Origin of the sequence: Anoxybacillus ayderensis (genome assembly GCF_013761015.1) — a bacterium.
Lineage (GTDB): Bacteria > Bacillota > Bacilli > Bacillales > Anoxybacillaceae > Anoxybacillus > Anoxybacillus ayderensis.
Map to the genome: position 1 here is coordinate 1 of NZ_JACDUV010000002.1, position 16,759 is coordinate 16,759.

The following is a 16,759-nucleotide window of genomic DNA, read 5'->3' on the forward strand; positions in this document are numbered from 1 at the left end:
TTCGGTCCCTATCCGTCGCGGGCGTAGGAAATTTGAGAGGAGCTGTCCTTAGTACGAGAGGACCGGGATGGACGCACCGCTGGTGTACCAGTTGTCCCGCCAGGGGCACAGCTGGGTAGCTATGTGCGGAAGGGATAAGCGCTGAAAGCATCTAAGCGTGAAGCCCCCCTCAAGATGAGATTTCCCATCGCGTCAAGCGAGTAAGATCCCTTGAAGATGACAAGGTAGATAGGTCCGAGGTGGAAGCGTGGCGACACGTGCAGCTGACGGATACTAATCGATCGAGGACTTAACTAAACACACAAGAAAAGCGTAGGCGACTACGCACCCCCTGTTATCTAGTTTTGAAGGAATAAAAAAAGCTTGACAACAAAAAATATTCCGTTATAATAACATTTGTCTAAAGCATTATTGCTCGGTGACGATGGCGGAGAGGTCACACCCGTTCCCATCCCGAACACGGAAGTTAAGCTCTCCAGCGCCGATGGTAGTTGGCGGGACACCGCCTGCGAGAGTAGGACGTTGCCGGGCAAGATGATATATTATTCCGCAGTAGCTCAGTGGTAGAGCACTCGGCTGTTAACCGAGCGGTCGTAGGTTCGAATCCTACCTGCGGAGCCATTTACGGAGAGCTGTCCGAGTGGTCGAAGGAGCACGATTGGAAATCGTGTAGACGTGATGAGCGTCTCAAGGGTTCGAATCCCTTGCTCTCCGCCAGCCACTTAGGAAATGGTATATGGCCCGTTGGTCAAGTGGTTAAGACACCGCCCTTTCACGGCGGTAACACGGGTTCGAATCCCGTACGGGTCATCTTTTGGAGGATTAGCTCAGCTGGGAGAGCACTTGCCTTACAAGCAAGGGGTCGGCGGTTCGATCCCGTCATCCTCCACCATATGTTATAAAGTGTATTGATGCATTTTTCTCCATTGAATAGTTTTTTATTTCATCGTCGCGGGGTGGAGCAGCCAGGTAGCTCGTCGGGCTCATAACCCGAAGGTCGCAGGTTCAAATCCTGCCCCCGCAACCAATATTGGTCCCGTAGTGTAGTGGTTAACATGCCTGCCTGTCACGCAGGAGATCGCGGGTTCGAGTCCCGTCGGGACCGCCATGTATGGCTCGGTAGCTCAGTCGGTAGAGCAAAGGACTGAAAATCCTTGTGTCGGCGGTTCGATTCCGTCCCGAGCCACCATTTTGAATGATGTCGGCTTAGTTTGTTTCATCTAAAAGTTTGATGCACTTCATATTATGCCGGCTTAGCTCAATTGGTAGAGCAACTGACTTGTAATCAGTAGGTTGCGGGTTCAAGTCCTGCAGCCGGCACCATCCGCGGAGGGGTAGCGAAGTGGCTAAACGCGGCGGACTGTAAATCCGCTCCCTTTGGGTTCGGCGGTTCGAATCCGTCCCCCTCCACCATTTTAGGGGCATAGTTTAATGGTAGAACAGAGGTCTCCAAAACCTCCGGTGTGGGTTCGATTCCTACTGCCCCTGCCAAAAAAACATGGCGGCTATGGCGAAGTGGTTAACGCACCAGATTGTGGCTCTGGCATTCGTGGGTTCGATTCCCACTAGTCGCCCCATATACATTTTAAAACGTTGGGGTATAGCCAAGCGGTAAGGCAACGGACTTTGACTCCGTGATGCGTTGGTTCGAATCCAGCTACCCCAGCCATATATGCGGAAGTAGTTCAGTGGTAGAACACCACCTTGCCAAGGTGGGGGTCGCGGGTTCGAGTCCCGTCTTCCGCTCTTCGTTTTATGGCGGCATAGCCAAGTGGTAAGGCAGAGGTCTGCAAAACCTTTACCACCGGTTCGAATCCGGTTGCCGCCTCCATTTTTTTATGCGCCGGGGTGGCGGAATTGGCAGACGCACAGGACTTAAAATCCTGCGGTAGGTGACTACCGTGCCGGTTCGAGTCCGGCCCTCGGCACTGAAAAGTCTTGACAAAGCAAGCTTGCATGATACAATTTAATTGTCTCATGCCGATGTGGCGGAACTGGCAGACGCGCACGACTCAAAATCGTGTGGGGTAGCCCCCCGTGTGGGTTCGACTCCCACCATCGGCACTGAATATTTGAGGATTCCTGTTGCACACAGGGATCCTTTTTTTATTTCCTCTTATACTTTTCCTTTTCTCCAGGACGCTCCAGCTTTGCTTTTTCATCCTTTTAGCTTTTATATTTTACGAAAATTTTCGTAGAAGAAATATATTTATTTCATGTTTTATTATAATTTTTCGTTTAGGGGGAAAAGATTTTATTGACTTATACGTCAATTGTTATTATGATTAAGTTACGAAACAAATGAAAGAAAGCGCTTTTTTGATTTGTTGTTTTACGAAAAATTTCGCAGGAGGTTCGAAATTATGCTTCAGTTTCCGAAAGATTTTATTTGGGGAGCTGCAACTTCATCGTATCAAATTGAAGGAACAGCGACTGGAGAAGATAAAATTTACTCGATCTGGGATCACTTTTCCCGCATTCCTGGCAAAATAGCGAATGGGGATAATGGCGATATTGCAATTGATCATTACAATCGTTATGTTGAAGACATCGCATTAATGAAAGCGCTTCATTTGAAAGCGTATCGATTTTCGACTAGTTGGGCGAGACTTTATTGTGAAACGCCAGGGAAGTTTAACGAAAAAGGTTTAGATTTTTATAAGCGTCTTGTAAATGAGCTGCTAGAGAACGGTATCGAGCCAATGTTGACCATTTATCATTGGGATATGCCACAAGCTCTTCAAGAGAAAGGTGGCTGGGAAAATCGTGATATCGTTCACTACTTCCAAGAATACGCTGCTTTCCTTTACGAGAATCTTGGGGATGTCGTGAAAAAATGGATTACGCATAATGAGCCGTGGGTTGTCACCTATTTAGGATATGGGAATGGCGAACATGCCCCAGGGATTCAAAACTTTACATCATTTTTAAAAGCAGCACATCATGTTCTTCTCTCACACGGGGAAGCGGTAAAAGCGTTTCGAGCAATCGGTCCGAAAGATGGGGAAATTGGTATTACGTTGAATTTGACACCTGGATATGCGGTCGATCCGAAAGATGAAAAAGCAGTTGATGCCGCTCGAAAATGGGACGGCTTTATGAATCGTTGGTTTTTAGATCCTGTATTTAAGGGACAATATCCAGCAGATATGTTAGAAGTGTATAAAGATTATTTACCAGACGTTTACAAAGAGGGAGATTTACAAACGATTCAGCAACCGATCGACTTTTTCGGATTTAACTATTATTCAACAGCAACATTAAAAGATTGGAAAAAAGGTGACCGTGAACCGATCGTATTTGAACATGTGAGCACAGGAAGACCTGTGACGGATATGAATTGGGAAGTGAATCCAAACGGTTTATTTGATTTAATGGTGCGATTGAAAAAAGATTATGGCGATATTCCATTATACATTACCGAAAACGGTGCTGCATACAAAGATCGCGTCAACGAACAAGGTGAAGTAGAAGATGATGAGCGAGTTGCTTATATACGAGAGCATTTAATCGCTTGCCACCGCGCGATTGAACAAGGCGTCAATTTAAAAGGATATTATGTATGGTCGCTGTTCGATAATTTTGAGTGGGCATTTGGATATGATAAGCGCTTTGGGATTGTATACGTGGATTATGAAACGCTAGAGCGCATTCCGAAAAAGAGTGCATTATGGTACAAGGAAACGATCATGAACAACGGATTGAAAGCAGAAAAAGATAAATAAAGGAGGTGATGGGGGAAGGGAAGAAGTTTTCTTCGTCATAGCGGGAAGTGTCGGGGATTGGCCGCTACTACGAAGAAAACTAAAGGAATTATAACGTGAAACAAGCAAATGGGCAAATGAAAGGTGTAAACGGTATGAACACATATTGTGAAAAAGCGAGGGGGAAAGAATGATGAAGAAACGAGCTCTCATGTTGTTGTTAGCAGTTGTCTTTATGTTCGCGACAGCGTGCAGCAATCAATCTCAAAGTGAGAACGAATCAAAAGATAAAGGTTCAAGTGAAAAAGTCAAGTTGAACATGTGGGTATTCGGAAGCACTGGTTATGAAAAACTAGCTGAAGAATATATGAAAGATCATCCAAATGTTGAAATTAAAATTCAATCCACGCAGTTTGACGATCATCATAACGCATTATTTACAGCGTTATCAGCAGGAAGTGGCGCACCGGACATCGCGATGATTGAAGTAAACAATATTGAACGTTATCGTGAGGCACAAGATCGTTTTTATAACTTATACGATTTTGGTGCAAAAGACATTAAGGATAAGTATTTAGATTGGAAATGGCGCATCGGTGAAAGCGCAGATGGAAGCTTCTTATTTGGTCTTCCGACAGATATTGGGCCAACAGCTATGTTTTATCGTGCTGACGTGTTTGAAGCAGCAGGACTTCCAACAGATCCAGCTGAAGTTGCAAAGTTAATTCCAGACTGGAATGCATATGCAGAAGTAGCTGCAACAATTAAAGAAAAAACAGGAAAACCAATTGCAGACAACGTTGAACTTGTGTACAACGCATTACGTGACCAAGCTCCTGTGCAATATTTTAACGAAAAAGAAGAATTGCTTATAGAAAAAGAACCGTACATTAAACAAGCGTACGACTATACAGTTAGCTTAATTCAAAAAGGTTACCTTGGCAGCAACGGATTGTGGACTCCGGAATGGGGTAACGCGATGGAAAAAGGAAGCTATGCAACGTTGCTTGCACCTGCATGGATGCAAGGAGTTGTGAAAGGAAACGCACCAAATTCAGCAGGCAAGTGGCTCATTACAAACATGCCAGGTGGGGCAGGAAACTGGGGCGGTTCTTATTTAACGATTCCAAAAGAATCAAAGCATCCGCAAGAAGCATATGACTTCATTCAATGGCTCGTAGCGCCAGAACAACAATTGAAATCGTTTAAAGATATGGGCTTATTCCCATCTACTCCTTCTGTATATGATGCACCTGAGTTTAAAGATTACAAAGATGAGTACTTTGGTGGAGTAAATACAGCTCAAGTATTTGCAGAAGCAGCACAAAAAGTAAAAACAGTGTATATGGGTAAAAACTACGGACTCGTTCAAGGCGAAATCATCAAAGCGTTGACAAACGTACAGAAGAAAAAAGCTGACCCAGAAAAAGAATGGGAAGAAGCAATTAAACGTATTAAACGTCAACTTGAACGTCAATAAAACACGTGAGGGAGGGATTTATTCCCTTCCCCCTACTATGATTTTTGGAGGGAAATATAAATGGTATCCCATAATCATACAAACGCAACTGTCCGTCCAAAAGGATTGAGTGATAAGAAAAAAACAGCATTAGCTGGCTACTTATTTATTTCTCCTTTCTTTCTTTTATTTGCGATCTTCGGCGCTTTTCCAATGCTGTTTAGCTTTTATTTAGCGTTTCAAAAATGGAATGGGTTCGGTGAAATGACATTTGTCGGAGTGAAAAACTTTTCGCTCATTTTTACTGATCCACTATTTTGGAAATCGATTTATAACACGATTGTAATCGGTTTATTAGGAACAGGTCCACAGTTAATCGCCGCTTTAATTTTAGCCGTTGCTTTAAATTCAGCGATGGTCAAGTTTAAAAGTGTATTTCGTGTCGCTTATTTTGTACCAAACGTAACGTCGATTGTTGCGGTTGCGATTGTTTTTACCGTTTTATTTAGCGAACAAGAAGCAGGGTTAGTAAACGCCACACTTAGCTTGTTTGGAATTTCGCCAGTAAGCTGGCAAACGTCTGAATGGGGAGCGAAAATTGCGATTGCGACGATGATTTTTTGGAGATGGGTTGGATATAACTCGATTATTTTCTTAGCAGGATTGCAAAGTATTCCGAAAGATCTTTATGAAGCAGCCGAAATTGATGGAGCGAAAAAATGGCAGCAGTTTCTTTTCATTACTGTGCCGATGTTAAAGCCGATTATCGTATTCGTCGTATTTACAGCAACGATCGGGTCGCTACAAATTTTTGCGGAACCGCTTATTTTCGGCAGTGGATTTAGAGAAGAAAGCATGACGATCGTGTTGTACTTATGGAGAGAAGCGTTCTCGAATAACGCGTTCGGAACAGCATCTGCGACAGCCGTCTCGCTATTTTTACTCATCATTGTATTTACGACAATTAACTTTTTCGCGTCCAATCGTTTAGATAAATCGGGCAAGTAAAAACATGGAGGTGAATAAAGATGTTACGTAAAAAAGGATTTGTGAATAAAGTAACAATCCATGTGTTGTTAATTATCGGTGCGTTACTATCTGTTTTTCCGTTGTACTGGATGTTTGTCATGGCAACGCAGCCGAACCATGTCATTAACAAATTACCACCAGCTGTTGTACCGGGAGATAAGCTAGTAGAAAACTTTCGAAACGTATTAGAAAACGTCGACTTTTTCGGGGCGATGTGGAACTCCTTTGTTGTTGCTAGCTTAACGACGCTGGGGGTGTTATTCTTTAGTTCTTTAGCAGGCTTTGCATTTGCTAAGTTGCAGTTTAAAGGGCGAGAAAAGCTGTTTGCTGTCATTTTAATTACGATGATGATTCCGCCACAATTAGGATTAATCCCGCAATATTTCATTATTACAAAGTTAGGTTGGTTAAACGATTTAAAAGCAATTATCATTCCAGGTTTAGTGAATGCGTTCGGTATTTTCTGGATGCGTCAATATATTAAAGATGCGATTCCTGATGAACTAATTGAAGCAGCAAAAATTGATGGATGCAGTATATTCCGTGTATATTGGAATATCGTTGTTCCTTCGATTTTACCAGCTTTTGCGACGCTTGGTATTTTAACATTTATGTTCGTATGGAACGATTTCTTATGGCCGTTAACTGTGTTAAGAGACGAGTCAAGCTACACGATTCAAATTGCTATTCGTGCTCTTCAAGACGCATACGTGAAAGACTATGGCATGATTTTATCGGGAACATTTTGGGCAACATTGCCTTTAGTCGTCGTATTTTTAATGTTTAATAAGTTGTTCATTTCAAGCTTGACGCAAGGATCGGTCAAACAATAGTGACATAGCCGCTAACTAAAGCGCATTCATTTTTAACAGAAAATTTATGTTATAATAAGGGCAAGATTGATGAAGGTAAGAAGGGATCGTATGAAAATTACCATTAAAGAAATTGCAAAATTAGCGGGTGTGTCACCAGGTACGGTATCAAAAGTATTAAATAACTATCATGATGTCGGTGAAGAAACAAAAAAAAGAGTGTTGGAAATTATGGAGCAGACCGGGTATGTGGCTGCTCGCATTCAAAAAGATACCGCTCATAAGTCGAGAGTAGTTGGTGTTATTTACGCCGGGGAGATCAATGCGGATTTTAACCATCCATTCTTTATTGAAGTGATGAACTCTTTCAAGAAAACAATGGGAATGTTCGGCTATGACCTCCTCTTCTTTTCAAACGAACAATTTGAAGAAGGGGAGGAAGATTATTATGAGCGTTCGATGCGCTATAAAGTAGATGGAGTAATCATTATTAGTGGTGAAAAAGTGCAGCCATCTATTTATCGTTTAGACATGAGCGACATCCCATGTATCGGGATAGATATTCCGCTTGAAGGGAATCGTTCTGCGTACATTATGACAGATAACTATAAAATTTCTGCGAAAGTAGTAGAGCATTTTTACTTATGTGGCTATCGGAATATCGGCTACATTGGTGGTTTGCCGGGCGCGCAAGTGACAAAAATTCGCGAACAAGGATTTCGTAATACAATGAAGGAATTTGGGTTAACGATTCATGAAGAGTGGTTTGCCGAAGGGGATTTCTTTATGGAAAGTGGTTATGAGGCGATGAAAAAAATATTGCGCTCGTCACATCATCCTGAAGCGGTATTTGCAGCATCGGATTTAATGGCATTTGGTGCAATGAAAGCGGTGAAGGAACACGGGTTAAAAATACCTGAAGATATTGCGATCGTTGGGTGCGATGATATTGATGCATGCAATTATACCGATCCCCCTTTAACTTCCGTTCGTCAAGATAAAGAGAAAATCGGACGGCTTGCTGCATATATGTTAAGGGATATTATACACCGCCAATTTCAGCCGAAAGCGGTTATGGTTGAACCGGAATTAATTATTCGTGAATCTTGTGGGAGCAATCGATTGTACGGGATGACATGAGAAACGGTTATCAGAAGATGTGTAGTAAGCAATTTGAAGCTTGTCTTTCCTTTCAAACTTTTAAATCGTTTCGTTTTTGAAAGGATGACAAGCTAGTTTTTTATCTTCTTGTATGGGGAGGATAGGCATTTGATGAAGGGAGTATTGTACGGGGTTGTGTTATTTTTGACTGTAGCGGGAATCATATTTCTCATTGACATCGAAGAAAAAAATATGATCGAGTCTCAAACTGATTCAGAATGGAATTTAGTTTGGGAGGATGAGTTTGATGGTGATCAATTAGACACGTCAAAATGGAACTATGATATCGGAAACGGGTTCACTACTGATGATGGAACATACGTATCCGGTTGGGGGAATCAAGAGTTACAATACTATCAGAAAGAAAATGTAAGTGTCAAAGACGGAAAGTTAATCATTGAGGCTCGAAAAGAAACTGTTTCTGATGATCATGGAGTATATAATTACACATCTGGAAAAATTCATACAAAAGGAAAGTTTTCTCAGAAATACGGAAAATTCGAAGCGAAAATAAAGTTGCCGGAAGGAAAAGGATATTGGCCAGCATTTTGGATGATGCCAGAAAAAGATGTATATGGTGGCTGGGCAGCTTCAGGTGAAATCGATATTATGGAAGCTGGTGGCTCTAATCCAACGAAAATTGGAGGGGCGATTCACTACGGAAGTCAGTGGCCGAATAATACGTATACCGCGAAAGATTATCATTTTCCAGATGGACAAAGTATAACTGAATTTAATACTTATACCGTTGAATGGGAGCCAGGTGAAATTCGTTGGTATGTAAATGGGTAATTGTTCCAAAAATTAAATAATTGGTATAGCATAAATAGTATGAATGGTGAAAAATTTACTTATCCAGCCCCGTTCGATCAACCTTTTTATCCCATATTGAATTTAGCTGTCGGTGGGTGGTATGATGGGGAGCCAGATAAGAACAATATTTTTCCTGCAAGAATGGAAGTGGAGTATGTAAAGGTTTACGAAAAAGCGGAATACCACCATGCTTCTGATCCTTCATCCTGAATCTATACGATTCAGATTTATAATTGTAAAAAGAGTATTGACTTGTCCTACGGAAGTCGATATAATATAAAGCGTAATTAAAAAACAGGGATTCCTGTTTTTTATTTTTGCATCTTATTCGACAAATTTCTACTTTTTCTGCATGTGCGGGTGTAGTTTAGTGGTAAAACCTCAGCCTTCCAAGCTGATGTCGTGGGTTCGATTCCCATCACCCGCTCCATACATACGGGGACAACGCAGTGTTTCGTTTCGAAGATGAACGGGGCATTGCGTTTTTTTATTTCGCTTGCCCCGCATGCATTATTTAACGAGTTGTGTATGTGCTGTACCGCCGTGAATTTGGATAAACATCTCTTTCATCGCTTGTAGCATTTGTTCGCATTGTGTTTCTGTGAATGATGGGGGAAAGTATACGATTTGAATCGCATGTGTTGTTTGTTCCGTAACCATCGTTCGCTTTGAGTCGACGACTGGACTGCCGAATGCCCCTTTAGCGTCTTTTGAGACAAGTTTTCGTTCAAAATTTGTCGTGCGATCATTGATGCCGATATATTCATCTGCTTGTGTACCGATCGTGACAACGATATCTCCTATAAGATGATCTCGGTCATAAATGCCGATCGGTAGTTTATAATATAAGGAAAAAAAGTTATTGACATCAGCAGCTGAATGAATGGATGGAATAAAAGTTTGCTTTTGTACGCGCCGAAGCAAACTTTCCGATGACGGACGGTATCGGCTTGCATCTGTGCCAATTTGTTTAAATACAGACCGCCATTCTTTCACTTCTGGCCATTCAGCTAACGGAGTTTGTTCCATATCAAAATATAACAGCTCTTGAAATTGACGAAGTTTCCCCTTTAACATGCTAGGAGATGGCCCGACGACGATGTGTTCATATGTAAGCACTCCGATTTTAAAATCGGAAATATGTTGTTTAATGCTGTCGCAAATGGTTAACATATCGTTCACTCCTTTTTCTTTACATTGTAACATAAACAAAGTGGGAAGGAGGGATGGGAGATGGACGTTGAAGCGCTAAAGGAAGAAATCATTCAATATAGCCGAACGATCGGCATTGATAAAATCGGTTTTGCAAGTGCTGATCCGTTTTTTGAGTTAAAAGAAAGGTTACGTCAGCAGCAACAACTTGGCTATCAATCAGGATTTGAAGAGCCTGACATTGAAAAGCGGACAACCCCATCTTTATTGCTTCCAGAAGCACGTTCTATTATCGCTATCGCCCTTGCATATCCGTCGAAATTAAAAAATGCTCCACGAAGTACAAAAAAAGAGCGTCGCGGAATTTTTTGTCGAGCATCTTGGGGGCGAGATTACCACGTCATTTTGCGCGAGCGGCTGCAAAAATTAGAACAATTTATTTTAGAACGCGTGCCAGATGCAAAAGTGAAATCAATGGTTGATACAGGAGAATTGGCAGATCGTGCGGTCGCGGAACGGGCAGGGATCGGATGGAGTGGAAAAAATTGCTCGATTATTACACATGAATTTGGTTCATACGTTTATTTAGGTGAAATGATTACGAATATCCCATTTCCTCCAGATACGCCAATTGAAGACGAATGTGGGACGTGCACGCGCTGCATTGATGCTTGTCCGACAGGAGCGCTTGTACAAGGCGGACAGTTGAATGCACAGCGGTGCATTGCCTTTTTAACGCAAACGAAAACGTTTGTCCCTGATGAATTTCGCGATAAAATCGGAAACCGATTGTATGGGTGTGATACGTGTCAACTCGTTTGTCCGAAAAATAAGGGAAAAGACTTTCACTTCCATCCAGAGATGGAGCCAGATCCAGAGATTGTGAAGCCTTTATTAAAACCGCTTCTTCGTATGACAAATCGTCAGTTTAAAGAAACATTTGGACATATATCTGGCGCATGGCGCGGGAAAAAACCGATTCAACGAAATGCGATCATTGCATTAGCCCACTATAAAGATGAAAGTGCAATTGATGATTTATTCACGTTGCTTCAAGAAGATTCACGCCCAGTCATTCGCGGAACGGCCGCGTGGGCGCTTGGGAAAATCGGAAATCGCAAAGTTGTACCGATGCTACAACAAGCGAAACAAAGGGAACAAGATGAAGACGTCATTCGTGAAATCGAAAAAGCATTAGCGATGTTTGAAAACGTGTAGTTGTTTTTCGTTCATCTATGACATAACGTAATAAAAAAACGAAAAAGTGGGGAACGGAATGAGAAAACAACTGCACGATCTTCTTCATGAACGCGTCCGTCATTTTTTTGTCAGCGACGTGGCAGATGAAGAAATGGAACGAAAAAGAAAGCTGTTCGCTAAGCGCAATGCAAAGCTTGTGAAATGTGAAGGAAAAGGTACAATTATCGAAAAAAAGTACATTGCTCCATATACGTTTGTTCGCTATGTTATTCATTTTCGTTTTTTCATTTGGCAAAGCGGATGGATGTATGTTGAAGAACAACAAGAGGTACGCGAAGCTGTATTCGAGGGGCGGGAACTTGTTAGCCATCGCCTTGTTTTACCAACGATTGAAACAGAACAAATCGAAAAGAAAGAAGAACGTGATGATGATGAACGCATCCGTTATACTTATGATCGACTAGCAGCCGTTCGGTATGCTGAAATATGGTGGAACGATCATAACCCCGCGTTTCATACATTTCCCGTGGATTGTACAAATTTTGTTTCACAATGTTTGCATGCAGGCGGCATTCCGATGATGGGCTATCCAAATAAAACAAAAGGATGGTGGATGCGCAAAAACGATTGGAGCTATACGTGGACGGTCGCACATGCGTTTCGTTGGTATTTAAGCGGATCGAAAACGGGCATTCAAGCTATTGAAAAAAAATCACCAGAACAGTTGTCTCTCGGTGATGTCATTTGTTATGATTTTCAAGGGGACGGGCGATTTGATCATACGACGATCGTCGTTGCCAAAGATAAACAAGGGATGCCGCTTGTGAATGCCCATACGTCCAATAGTCGCATGCGTTATTGGTCGTATGAAGATTCCACAGCTTATACGCCAAATATTCAATATAAGTTTTTTCATATTATTGATCATATATAGGAGTGAAGAATGTGGCTTTACATGTCGTTTTATATCAACCAGAAATTCCAGCGAATACGGGCAATATTGCACGTACATGTGCAGCAACAGGAACGTCTTTACATTTAATTCGTCCACTCGGATTTTCAACGGATGACAAAATGTTGAAGCGTGCCGGATTAGATTATTGGGAATATGTAAATATTCACTATTACGATTCATTACAAGAGCTTTTTGATAAATATAAAGAAGGTGAATTTTTCTTTATTACAAAGTTTGGTCAAACATATTACACATCGTTTGACTATAGTGATCAAACGAAAGATTACTTTTTCGTTTTCGGTCGCGAGACGAGCGGTTTGCCAAAAGACTTAATCGAAAACAATATGGAACGTTGTTTACGCATTCCGATGAACGAATACGTTCGCTCACTCAATTTATCGAACACAGCAGCCATTCTTGTATATGAGGCGTTAAGACAACAAAACTTTCCAAATGTATTTTAAGCGACTTTCGAATGAAAGTCGCTTAATTTTTTACTTCCGGCTTATCGTTATATCCTGCTGTGAAGATCGCAGCCAAGAAGGCGAAAATGACGCCAAGAACAAGAAGTGTTTTCATATGAAATCTCCTCCCTTATGAAGTGACAATAAAATGTCCACGCTTTCATTATAGCTTAATTGTATAGAGGGATGAAAGTCATACTTTCGCGAATGATTACGGACATCCTCGCATACATATGGTATTAATCATGACGCTAGACATCAAAGGTGGAGGAGGTCCGTGTATGGACATTTTAAAAAAAATACAAAAATATAGAGAAGAAGAACAAAAATTAAAGTGGGAAGGGACATTTGCGGAGTACTTGGAAATCGTAAAAGAAAAGCCGTGGGTAGCTCAGTCTGCTCATTCTCGCGTTTACAATATGATTAAAGATGCCGGGGTAGAAGAAATAGACGGAAAGAAAAAATACAACTTTTTTAGCGGGCAATTGTTTGGACTTGAGGAAGCGTTAGAGCGGCTTGTGGAAGAATATTTTCATCCAGCTGCTAAACGTTTAGATGTTCGAAAGCGCATTTTGTTGTTAATGGGACCGGTAAGCGGTGGAAAATCAACGCTTGTGACGATGTTAAAGCGAGGGCTTGAGGCGTATTCATATACGGATCGTGGCGCCGTATATGCCATTAAAGGATGTCCGATGCATGAAGATCCGCTTCATTTAATTCCGCACAACTTGCGCGATGAGTTTTATAAAGAGTATGGCATTCGTATCGAAGGAAATTTGTCGCCATTAAATATGATGCGGCTTGAAAAAGAATATGGTGGGCGCATTGAAGATGTGATGGTCGAACGCATCTTTTTCTCAGAAGATAAGCGCGTTGGAATTGGGACGTTTAGCCCATCCGATCCGAAGTCGCAAGACATTGCTGATTTAACCGGAAGCATTGATTTTTCTACGATTGCTCAATATGGGTCAGAATCGGATCCGCGCGCATATCGCTTTGATGGGGAGTTAAACAAAGCAAATCGCGGCATTATGGAATTTCAAGAAATGTTAAAGTGCGATGAAAAGTTTTTATGGCATTTGCTTTCTTTAACGCAAGAAGGAAACTTTAAAGCAGGACGTTTTGCGCTTATTAGTGCCGATGAATTGATTGTTGCTCACACGAACGAAACAGAGTATCGTTCATTTATTGCGAATAAAAAGAACGAGGCGCTTCATTCGCGCATTATCGTTATGCCAATTCCATATAACTTAAAAGTGTCAGAAGAAGAACGCATTTATGAAAAAATGATTCGTGAAAGTGATGTGGCGGACGTGCATATTGCACCGCATACGTTACGGGTAGCCGCGATGTTTACGATTTTAACGCGTTTGAAAGAGCCGAAACGTGGCGATATTGACCTTGTAAAAAAAATGCGCTTGTATGACGGTGAGCTTGTCGAAGGATTTAATGAAGTCGATGTAGAGGAATTGAAAAAAGAATATCCGGATGAAGGAATGAGCGGCATTGATCCACGCTATGTCATTAATCGCATTTCGTCTTGTATTATTCGGAAAGAAGTGCCGTCCATTAATGCGCTAGATGTATTACGAGCATTGAAGGAAGGATTAGAGCATCACCCGTCTATTTCAAAAGAAGATCGGGAACGTTATTTAAACTTCATTTCGATTGCGCGAAAAGAATACGACGAAATTGCAAAGCGTGAAGTGCAAAAAGCGTTTGTTTATTCGTATGAAGAATCGGCAAAAACGTTGATGGACAATTATTTAGATAATGTAGAAGCATACTGCAACAAAGCGAAAATTCGCGATCCGTTAACGGGAGAAGAAATGAATCCAGATGAAAAGTTAATGCGATCGATTGAAGAGCAAATTGGCATTTCGGAAAATGCGAAAAAAGCGTTCCGTGAAGAAATTTTAATTCGTATTTCGGCATATGCGCGCAAAGGTCAGCGTTTTGATTATAATTCACATGAACGGTTACGCGAAGCGATTCAGAAAAAGCTATTTGCCGATTTAAAAGACATCGTCAAAATTACGACATCAACAAAAACGCCGGATGAACAACAACTAAAGAAAATTAATGAAGTTGTCGCCCGTTTGATCGATGAGTACGGTTACAATTCCACTTCGGCAAATGAATTGCTTCGTTATGTTGGAAGTTTATTAAACAGATAAGCATGCCGCACTTGGCATGCTTTGTTTTATCATTTTAGAAAACAGGCTTGTCTAAAAGAAAGGGATTCGGGTAATTTTCGAAATCATTTGTCAATTTTTTTCGTTCGCTGCATAGGATAAAGTAACCAACCATTCATTCATTATTTTTCAAAGCCAACATATTGTATGCGAGGAAAAGGGAAAGTGTGCATCATTATTTTACATGTAGGGGGGAAAAAAATGAGTAGAAACTTCGTTGTGTCAAAAGAAGATTGGTCCCTCCATCGAAAAGGCCACGATGATCAAAAACGGCACGAAGAAAAGGTAAAAGAAGCGATTAAAAATAATCTTGGCGATTTAATTACAGAAGAAAGCATTATTATGTCAAATGGTCGCGATGTCATAAAAATACCGATTCGTTCGTTAGATGAATATAAAATTCGTTATAACTATGACAAAAATAAACATGTCGGCCAAGGCGATGGGGACAGTCAAGTTGGCGATGTGATTGCGCGCGACGGTTCTGGCGACGGTCAAAAAGGACCAGGAAAAGGTCAAGGAGCAGGTGATATAGCAGGGCAAGACTATTATGAAGCAGAAGTGTCTTTAATGGAGTTAGAAGAAGCTTTGTTTAGTCAATTGGAACTTCCAGATTTAAAGAAAAAGCAACACGCAGATCACGTTGTTCAACATATCGAATTTAATGATATTCGTCGAACAGGATTAATGGGAAATATTGATAAGAAAAAAACGATGATGGCTGCGTTTAAACGAAATGCATTAAGCGGTAATCCAAGCTTTTATCCAATTTATCCAGAAGATTTAAAATTTAAAACGTGGAATGAAGTCATCAAGCCAGATTCGAAGGCGGTTGTCATTGCGATGATGGACACGAGCGGATCGATGGGCGTATGGGAAAAGTATATGGCTAGAAGTTTCTTCTTTTGGATGACGCGATTTTTGCGCACGAAATATGAAACAGTCGATATTGTTTTTATCGCTCATCATACCGAAGCAAAAATCGTAACAGAAGAAGAATTTTTCACAAAAGGGGAAAGCGGTGGAACTATTTGTTCATCAGCGTATCGCAAAGCGCTAGAAGTGATTGAAACAAAATACTCCCCGACAAAATATAATATTTATCCGTTCCATTTTTCCGATGGCGATAATTTAACGTCTGATAACGCTCGCTGCGTCAAACTTGTGCAAGAGTTAATGAAAGTATCGAATATGTTCGGATACGGGGAAGTGAATCAGTACAATCGTCATTCTACGCTCATGTCAGCGTACAAACATATTAAAGATGAAAAATTTCGCTATTACATTTTAAAACAAAAATCGGATGTGTTGCAGGCGATGAGAAACTTTTTCCGAAAAGAAGAACAGAAAACGCTTGTTTAAACCCTTGTGTGATACAAGGTTTTTTTTTGCGAAAAAACAGTTGACAAACGGGTGGGGGTTTTGTAATATACTCATAGAGGTAATGGTAATAAATTATTTTTTTACGATGAAATATACCCTTATGAGTATAGAGAGGTGAGGAAAATGAAACATATCTCCCCACAAGAACTAGAGCAACAATTAAAAGAGGGGCGTGCACTTAGCATTATTGACGTGCGCGAATATGAAGAAGTGGCGCATGGGAAAATTCCAGGCGCACGCCACATTCCGCTCGGTCAATTGCTTGAGCGAATGAATGAAATTGATAAAAATGAGGAGCATATTCTCGTTTGTCGCTCAGGAAATCGAAGTGGTATGGCTTGTCAGTTGTTAGAAAGCTACGGATACCAGGTCGTGAATATGACGGGTGGTATGCTTGAGTGGACAGGTGAGATCGAACGATAGGAGGGAATC

At 41.3% G+C, this 16,759-nt stretch carries 13 protein-coding genes, 17 tRNA genes and 2 rRNA genes; 31 read left to right on the forward strand and 1 reads right to left on the reverse strand.

Going from position 1 to position 16,759, the window contains the following annotated elements; genetic code table 11:
• From HNR63_RS02230 to HNR63_RS02350, 25 genes are all read left to right on the forward strand, one after another.
• A 23S ribosomal RNA gene (locus tag HNR63_RS02230) occupies nucleotides 1–297 on the forward strand; the annotation flags it as partial.
• Nucleotides 298–414: 117 nt separating this feature from the next.
• Nucleotides 415–531, forward strand: a 5S ribosomal RNA gene (gene rrf / locus HNR63_RS02235).
• Between the two features lie 15 nt (nucleotides 532–546).
• Nucleotides 547–621: transfer RNA gene (locus tag HNR63_RS02240), tRNA-Asn, on the forward strand.
• Nucleotides 622–626: 5 nt separating this feature from the next.
• Nucleotides 627–717, forward strand: a tRNA-Ser gene (locus tag HNR63_RS02245).
• Nucleotides 718–738: 21 nt separating this feature from the next.
• A tRNA-Glu gene (locus HNR63_RS02250) sits at nucleotides 739–810 on the forward strand.
• A gap of 6 nt (nucleotides 811–816) precedes the next feature.
• A tRNA-Val gene (locus tag HNR63_RS02255) sits at nucleotides 817–892 on the forward strand.
• A 58-nt stretch (nucleotides 893–950) separates the two neighbouring features.
• Nucleotides 951–1,027, forward strand: a tRNA-Met gene (locus HNR63_RS02260).
• 5 nt (nucleotides 1,028–1,032) lie between these two features.
• Nucleotides 1,033–1,108, forward strand: a tRNA-Asp gene (locus tag HNR63_RS02265).
• 5 nt (nucleotides 1,109–1,113) lie between these two features.
• Nucleotides 1,114–1,189, forward strand: a tRNA-Phe gene (locus HNR63_RS02270).
• 58 nt (nucleotides 1,190–1,247) lie between these two features.
• A tRNA-Thr gene (locus HNR63_RS02275) sits at nucleotides 1,248–1,323 on the forward strand.
• Nucleotides 1,324–1,328: 5 nt separating this feature from the next.
• Nucleotides 1,329–1,413, forward strand: a tRNA-Tyr gene (locus HNR63_RS02280).
• Between the two features lie 4 nt (nucleotides 1,414–1,417).
• Nucleotides 1,418–1,491: transfer RNA gene (locus HNR63_RS02285), tRNA-Trp, on the forward strand.
• Nucleotides 1,492–1,501: 10 nt separating this feature from the next.
• A tRNA-His gene (locus tag HNR63_RS02290) sits at nucleotides 1,502–1,577 on the forward strand.
• Between the two features lie 17 nt (nucleotides 1,578–1,594).
• Nucleotides 1,595–1,669 (forward strand) — tRNA-Gln (locus HNR63_RS02295).
• A gap of 5 nt (nucleotides 1,670–1,674) precedes the next feature.
• Nucleotides 1,675–1,746, forward strand: a tRNA-Gly gene (locus HNR63_RS02300).
• 11 nt (nucleotides 1,747–1,757) lie between these two features.
• Nucleotides 1,758–1,831: transfer RNA gene (locus HNR63_RS02305), tRNA-Cys, on the forward strand.
• Between the two features lie 11 nt (nucleotides 1,832–1,842).
• Nucleotides 1,843–1,928, forward strand: a tRNA-Leu gene (locus HNR63_RS02310).
• 51 nt (nucleotides 1,929–1,979) lie between these two features.
• A tRNA-Leu gene (locus HNR63_RS02315) sits at nucleotides 1,980–2,064 on the forward strand.
• Nucleotides 2,065–2,363: 299 nt separating this feature from the next.
• The gene (locus HNR63_RS02320) at nucleotides 2,364–3,725 is read left to right on the forward strand and encodes a GH1 family beta-glucosidase (RefSeq protein WP_181519671.1); all 1,362 of its coding nucleotides are present in this window, start codon (nucleotides 2,364–2,366) and stop codon (nucleotides 3,723–3,725) included.
• Between the two features lie 169 nt (nucleotides 3,726–3,894).
• Complete coding sequence (locus tag HNR63_RS02325; protein ID WP_181519672.1) at nucleotides 3,895–5,184, forward strand: ABC transporter substrate-binding protein; 1,290 nt, start codon at nucleotides 3,895–3,897, stop codon at nucleotides 5,182–5,184.
• Between the two features lie 60 nt (nucleotides 5,185–5,244).
• Nucleotides 5,245–6,171, forward strand: a complete 927-nt coding sequence (locus tag HNR63_RS02330; protein ID WP_042534651.1) for a carbohydrate ABC transporter permease — start codon at nucleotides 5,245–5,247, stop codon at nucleotides 6,169–6,171.
• Nucleotides 6,172–6,191: 20 nt separating this feature from the next.
• Complete coding sequence (locus tag HNR63_RS02335) at nucleotides 6,192–7,025, forward strand: carbohydrate ABC transporter permease (RefSeq protein ID WP_042534649.1); 834 nt, start codon at nucleotides 6,192–6,194, stop codon at nucleotides 7,023–7,025.
• A 90-nt stretch (nucleotides 7,026–7,115) separates the two neighbouring features.
• Nucleotides 7,116–8,144 (forward strand): LacI family DNA-binding transcriptional regulator, encoded by a 1,029-nt coding sequence (locus HNR63_RS02340; protein WP_085789551.1) that lies wholly within the window; start codon nucleotides 7,116–7,118, stop codon nucleotides 8,142–8,144.
• A 132-nt stretch (nucleotides 8,145–8,276) separates the two neighbouring features.
• Entirely contained in the window at nucleotides 8,277–8,957 is a 681-nt protein-coding gene (locus HNR63_RS02345) for a glycoside hydrolase family 16 protein (protein ID WP_246316728.1), read from the forward strand.
• A 377-nt stretch (nucleotides 8,958–9,334) separates the two neighbouring features.
• A tRNA-Gly gene (locus HNR63_RS02350) sits at nucleotides 9,335–9,408 on the forward strand.
• 80 nt (nucleotides 9,409–9,488) lie between these two features.
• Here the strand turns inward: HNR63_RS02350 and HNR63_RS02355 are convergent.
• Nucleotides 9,489–10,151: a B3/B4 domain-containing protein gene (locus tag HNR63_RS02355; protein ID WP_181519673.1), complete on the reverse strand. Its 663-nt coding sequence runs from the start codon at nucleotides 10,149–10,151 to the stop codon at nucleotides 9,489–9,491.
• 60 nt (nucleotides 10,152–10,211) lie between these two features.
• Here HNR63_RS02355 and queG point away from each other — a divergent pair, with 60 nt between their 5' ends.
• The 6 genes from queG to HNR63_RS02385 all read left to right on the forward strand — a co-directional run bounded on the left by queG (nucleotide 10,212) and on the right by HNR63_RS02385 (nucleotide 16,750).
• The gene (gene queG, locus HNR63_RS02360; RefSeq protein ID WP_181519674.1) at nucleotides 10,212–11,348 is read left to right on the forward strand and encodes a tRNA epoxyqueuosine(34) reductase QueG; all 1,137 of its coding nucleotides are present in this window, start codon (nucleotides 10,212–10,214) and stop codon (nucleotides 11,346–11,348) included.
• Nucleotides 11,349–11,406: 58 nt separating this feature from the next.
• Entirely contained in the window at nucleotides 11,407–12,264 is an 858-nt protein-coding gene (locus HNR63_RS02365; protein ID WP_085789611.1) for an amidase domain-containing protein, read from the forward strand.
• Between the two features lie 11 nt (nucleotides 12,265–12,275).
• Complete coding sequence (gene trmL, locus HNR63_RS02370; protein WP_085789612.1) at nucleotides 12,276–12,749, forward strand: tRNA (uridine(34)/cytosine(34)/5-carboxymethylaminomethyluridine(34)-2'-O)-methyltransferase TrmL; 474 nt, start codon at nucleotides 12,276–12,278, stop codon at nucleotides 12,747–12,749.
• 281 nt (nucleotides 12,750–13,030) lie between these two features.
• Nucleotides 13,031–14,926: a PrkA family serine protein kinase gene (locus tag HNR63_RS02375; protein ID WP_042534638.1), complete on the forward strand. Its 1,896-nt coding sequence runs from the start codon at nucleotides 13,031–13,033 to the stop codon at nucleotides 14,924–14,926.
• Nucleotides 14,927–15,145: 219 nt separating this feature from the next.
• Entirely contained in the window at nucleotides 15,146–16,306 is a 1,161-nt protein-coding gene (yhbH, locus tag HNR63_RS02380) for a sporulation protein YhbH (protein ID WP_042534636.1), read from the forward strand.
• 144 nt (nucleotides 16,307–16,450) lie between these two features.
• Nucleotides 16,451–16,750, forward strand: coding sequence for a rhodanese-like domain-containing protein (locus HNR63_RS02385; protein ID WP_043965835.1), 300 nt, complete (start codon nucleotides 16,451–16,453; stop codon nucleotides 16,748–16,750).
• The last annotated feature ends 9 nt before the right edge of the window (nucleotides 16,751–16,759 follow it).

Bases quoted from the DNA above. Each gene is read 5' to 3' on its own strand.
- HNR63_RS02340 (WP_085789551.1), top strand. From the start codon at position 7,116: ATGAAAATTACCATTAAAGAAATTGCAAAATTAGCGGGTGTGTCACCA.
- HNR63_RS02385 (WP_043965835.1), top strand. From the start codon at position 16,451: ATGAAACATATCTCCCCACAAGAACTAGAGCAACAATTAAAAGAGGGG.
- HNR63_RS02325 (WP_181519672.1), top strand. From the start codon at position 3,895: ATGATGAAGAAACGAGCTCTCATGTTGTTGTTAGCAGTTGTCTTTATG.
- HNR63_RS02345 (WP_246316728.1), top strand. From the start codon at position 8,277: ATGAAGGGAGTATTGTACGGGGTTGTGTTATTTTTGACTGTAGCGGGA.
- yhbH (WP_042534636.1), top strand. From the start codon at position 15,146: ATGAGTAGAAACTTCGTTGTGTCAAAAGAAGATTGGTCCCTCCATCGA.
- HNR63_RS02355 (WP_181519673.1), bottom strand. From the start codon at position 10,151: ATGTTAACCATTTGCGACAGCATTAAACAACATATTTCCGATTTTAAA.
- HNR63_RS02335 (WP_042534649.1), top strand. From the start codon at position 6,192: ATGTTACGTAAAAAAGGATTTGTGAATAAAGTAACAATCCATGTGTTG.
- HNR63_RS02330 (WP_042534651.1), top strand. From the start codon at position 5,245: ATGGTATCCCATAATCATACAAACGCAACTGTCCGTCCAAAAGGATTG.
- queG (WP_181519674.1), top strand. From the start codon at position 10,212: ATGGACGTTGAAGCGCTAAAGGAAGAAATCATTCAATATAGCCGAACG.
- HNR63_RS02365 (WP_085789611.1), top strand. From the start codon at position 11,407: ATGAGAAAACAACTGCACGATCTTCTTCATGAACGCGTCCGTCATTTT.
- HNR63_RS02320 (WP_181519671.1), top strand. From the start codon at position 2,364: ATGCTTCAGTTTCCGAAAGATTTTATTTGGGGAGCTGCAACTTCATCG.
- HNR63_RS02375 (WP_042534638.1), top strand. From the start codon at position 13,031: ATGGACATTTTAAAAAAAATACAAAAATATAGAGAAGAAGAACAAAAA.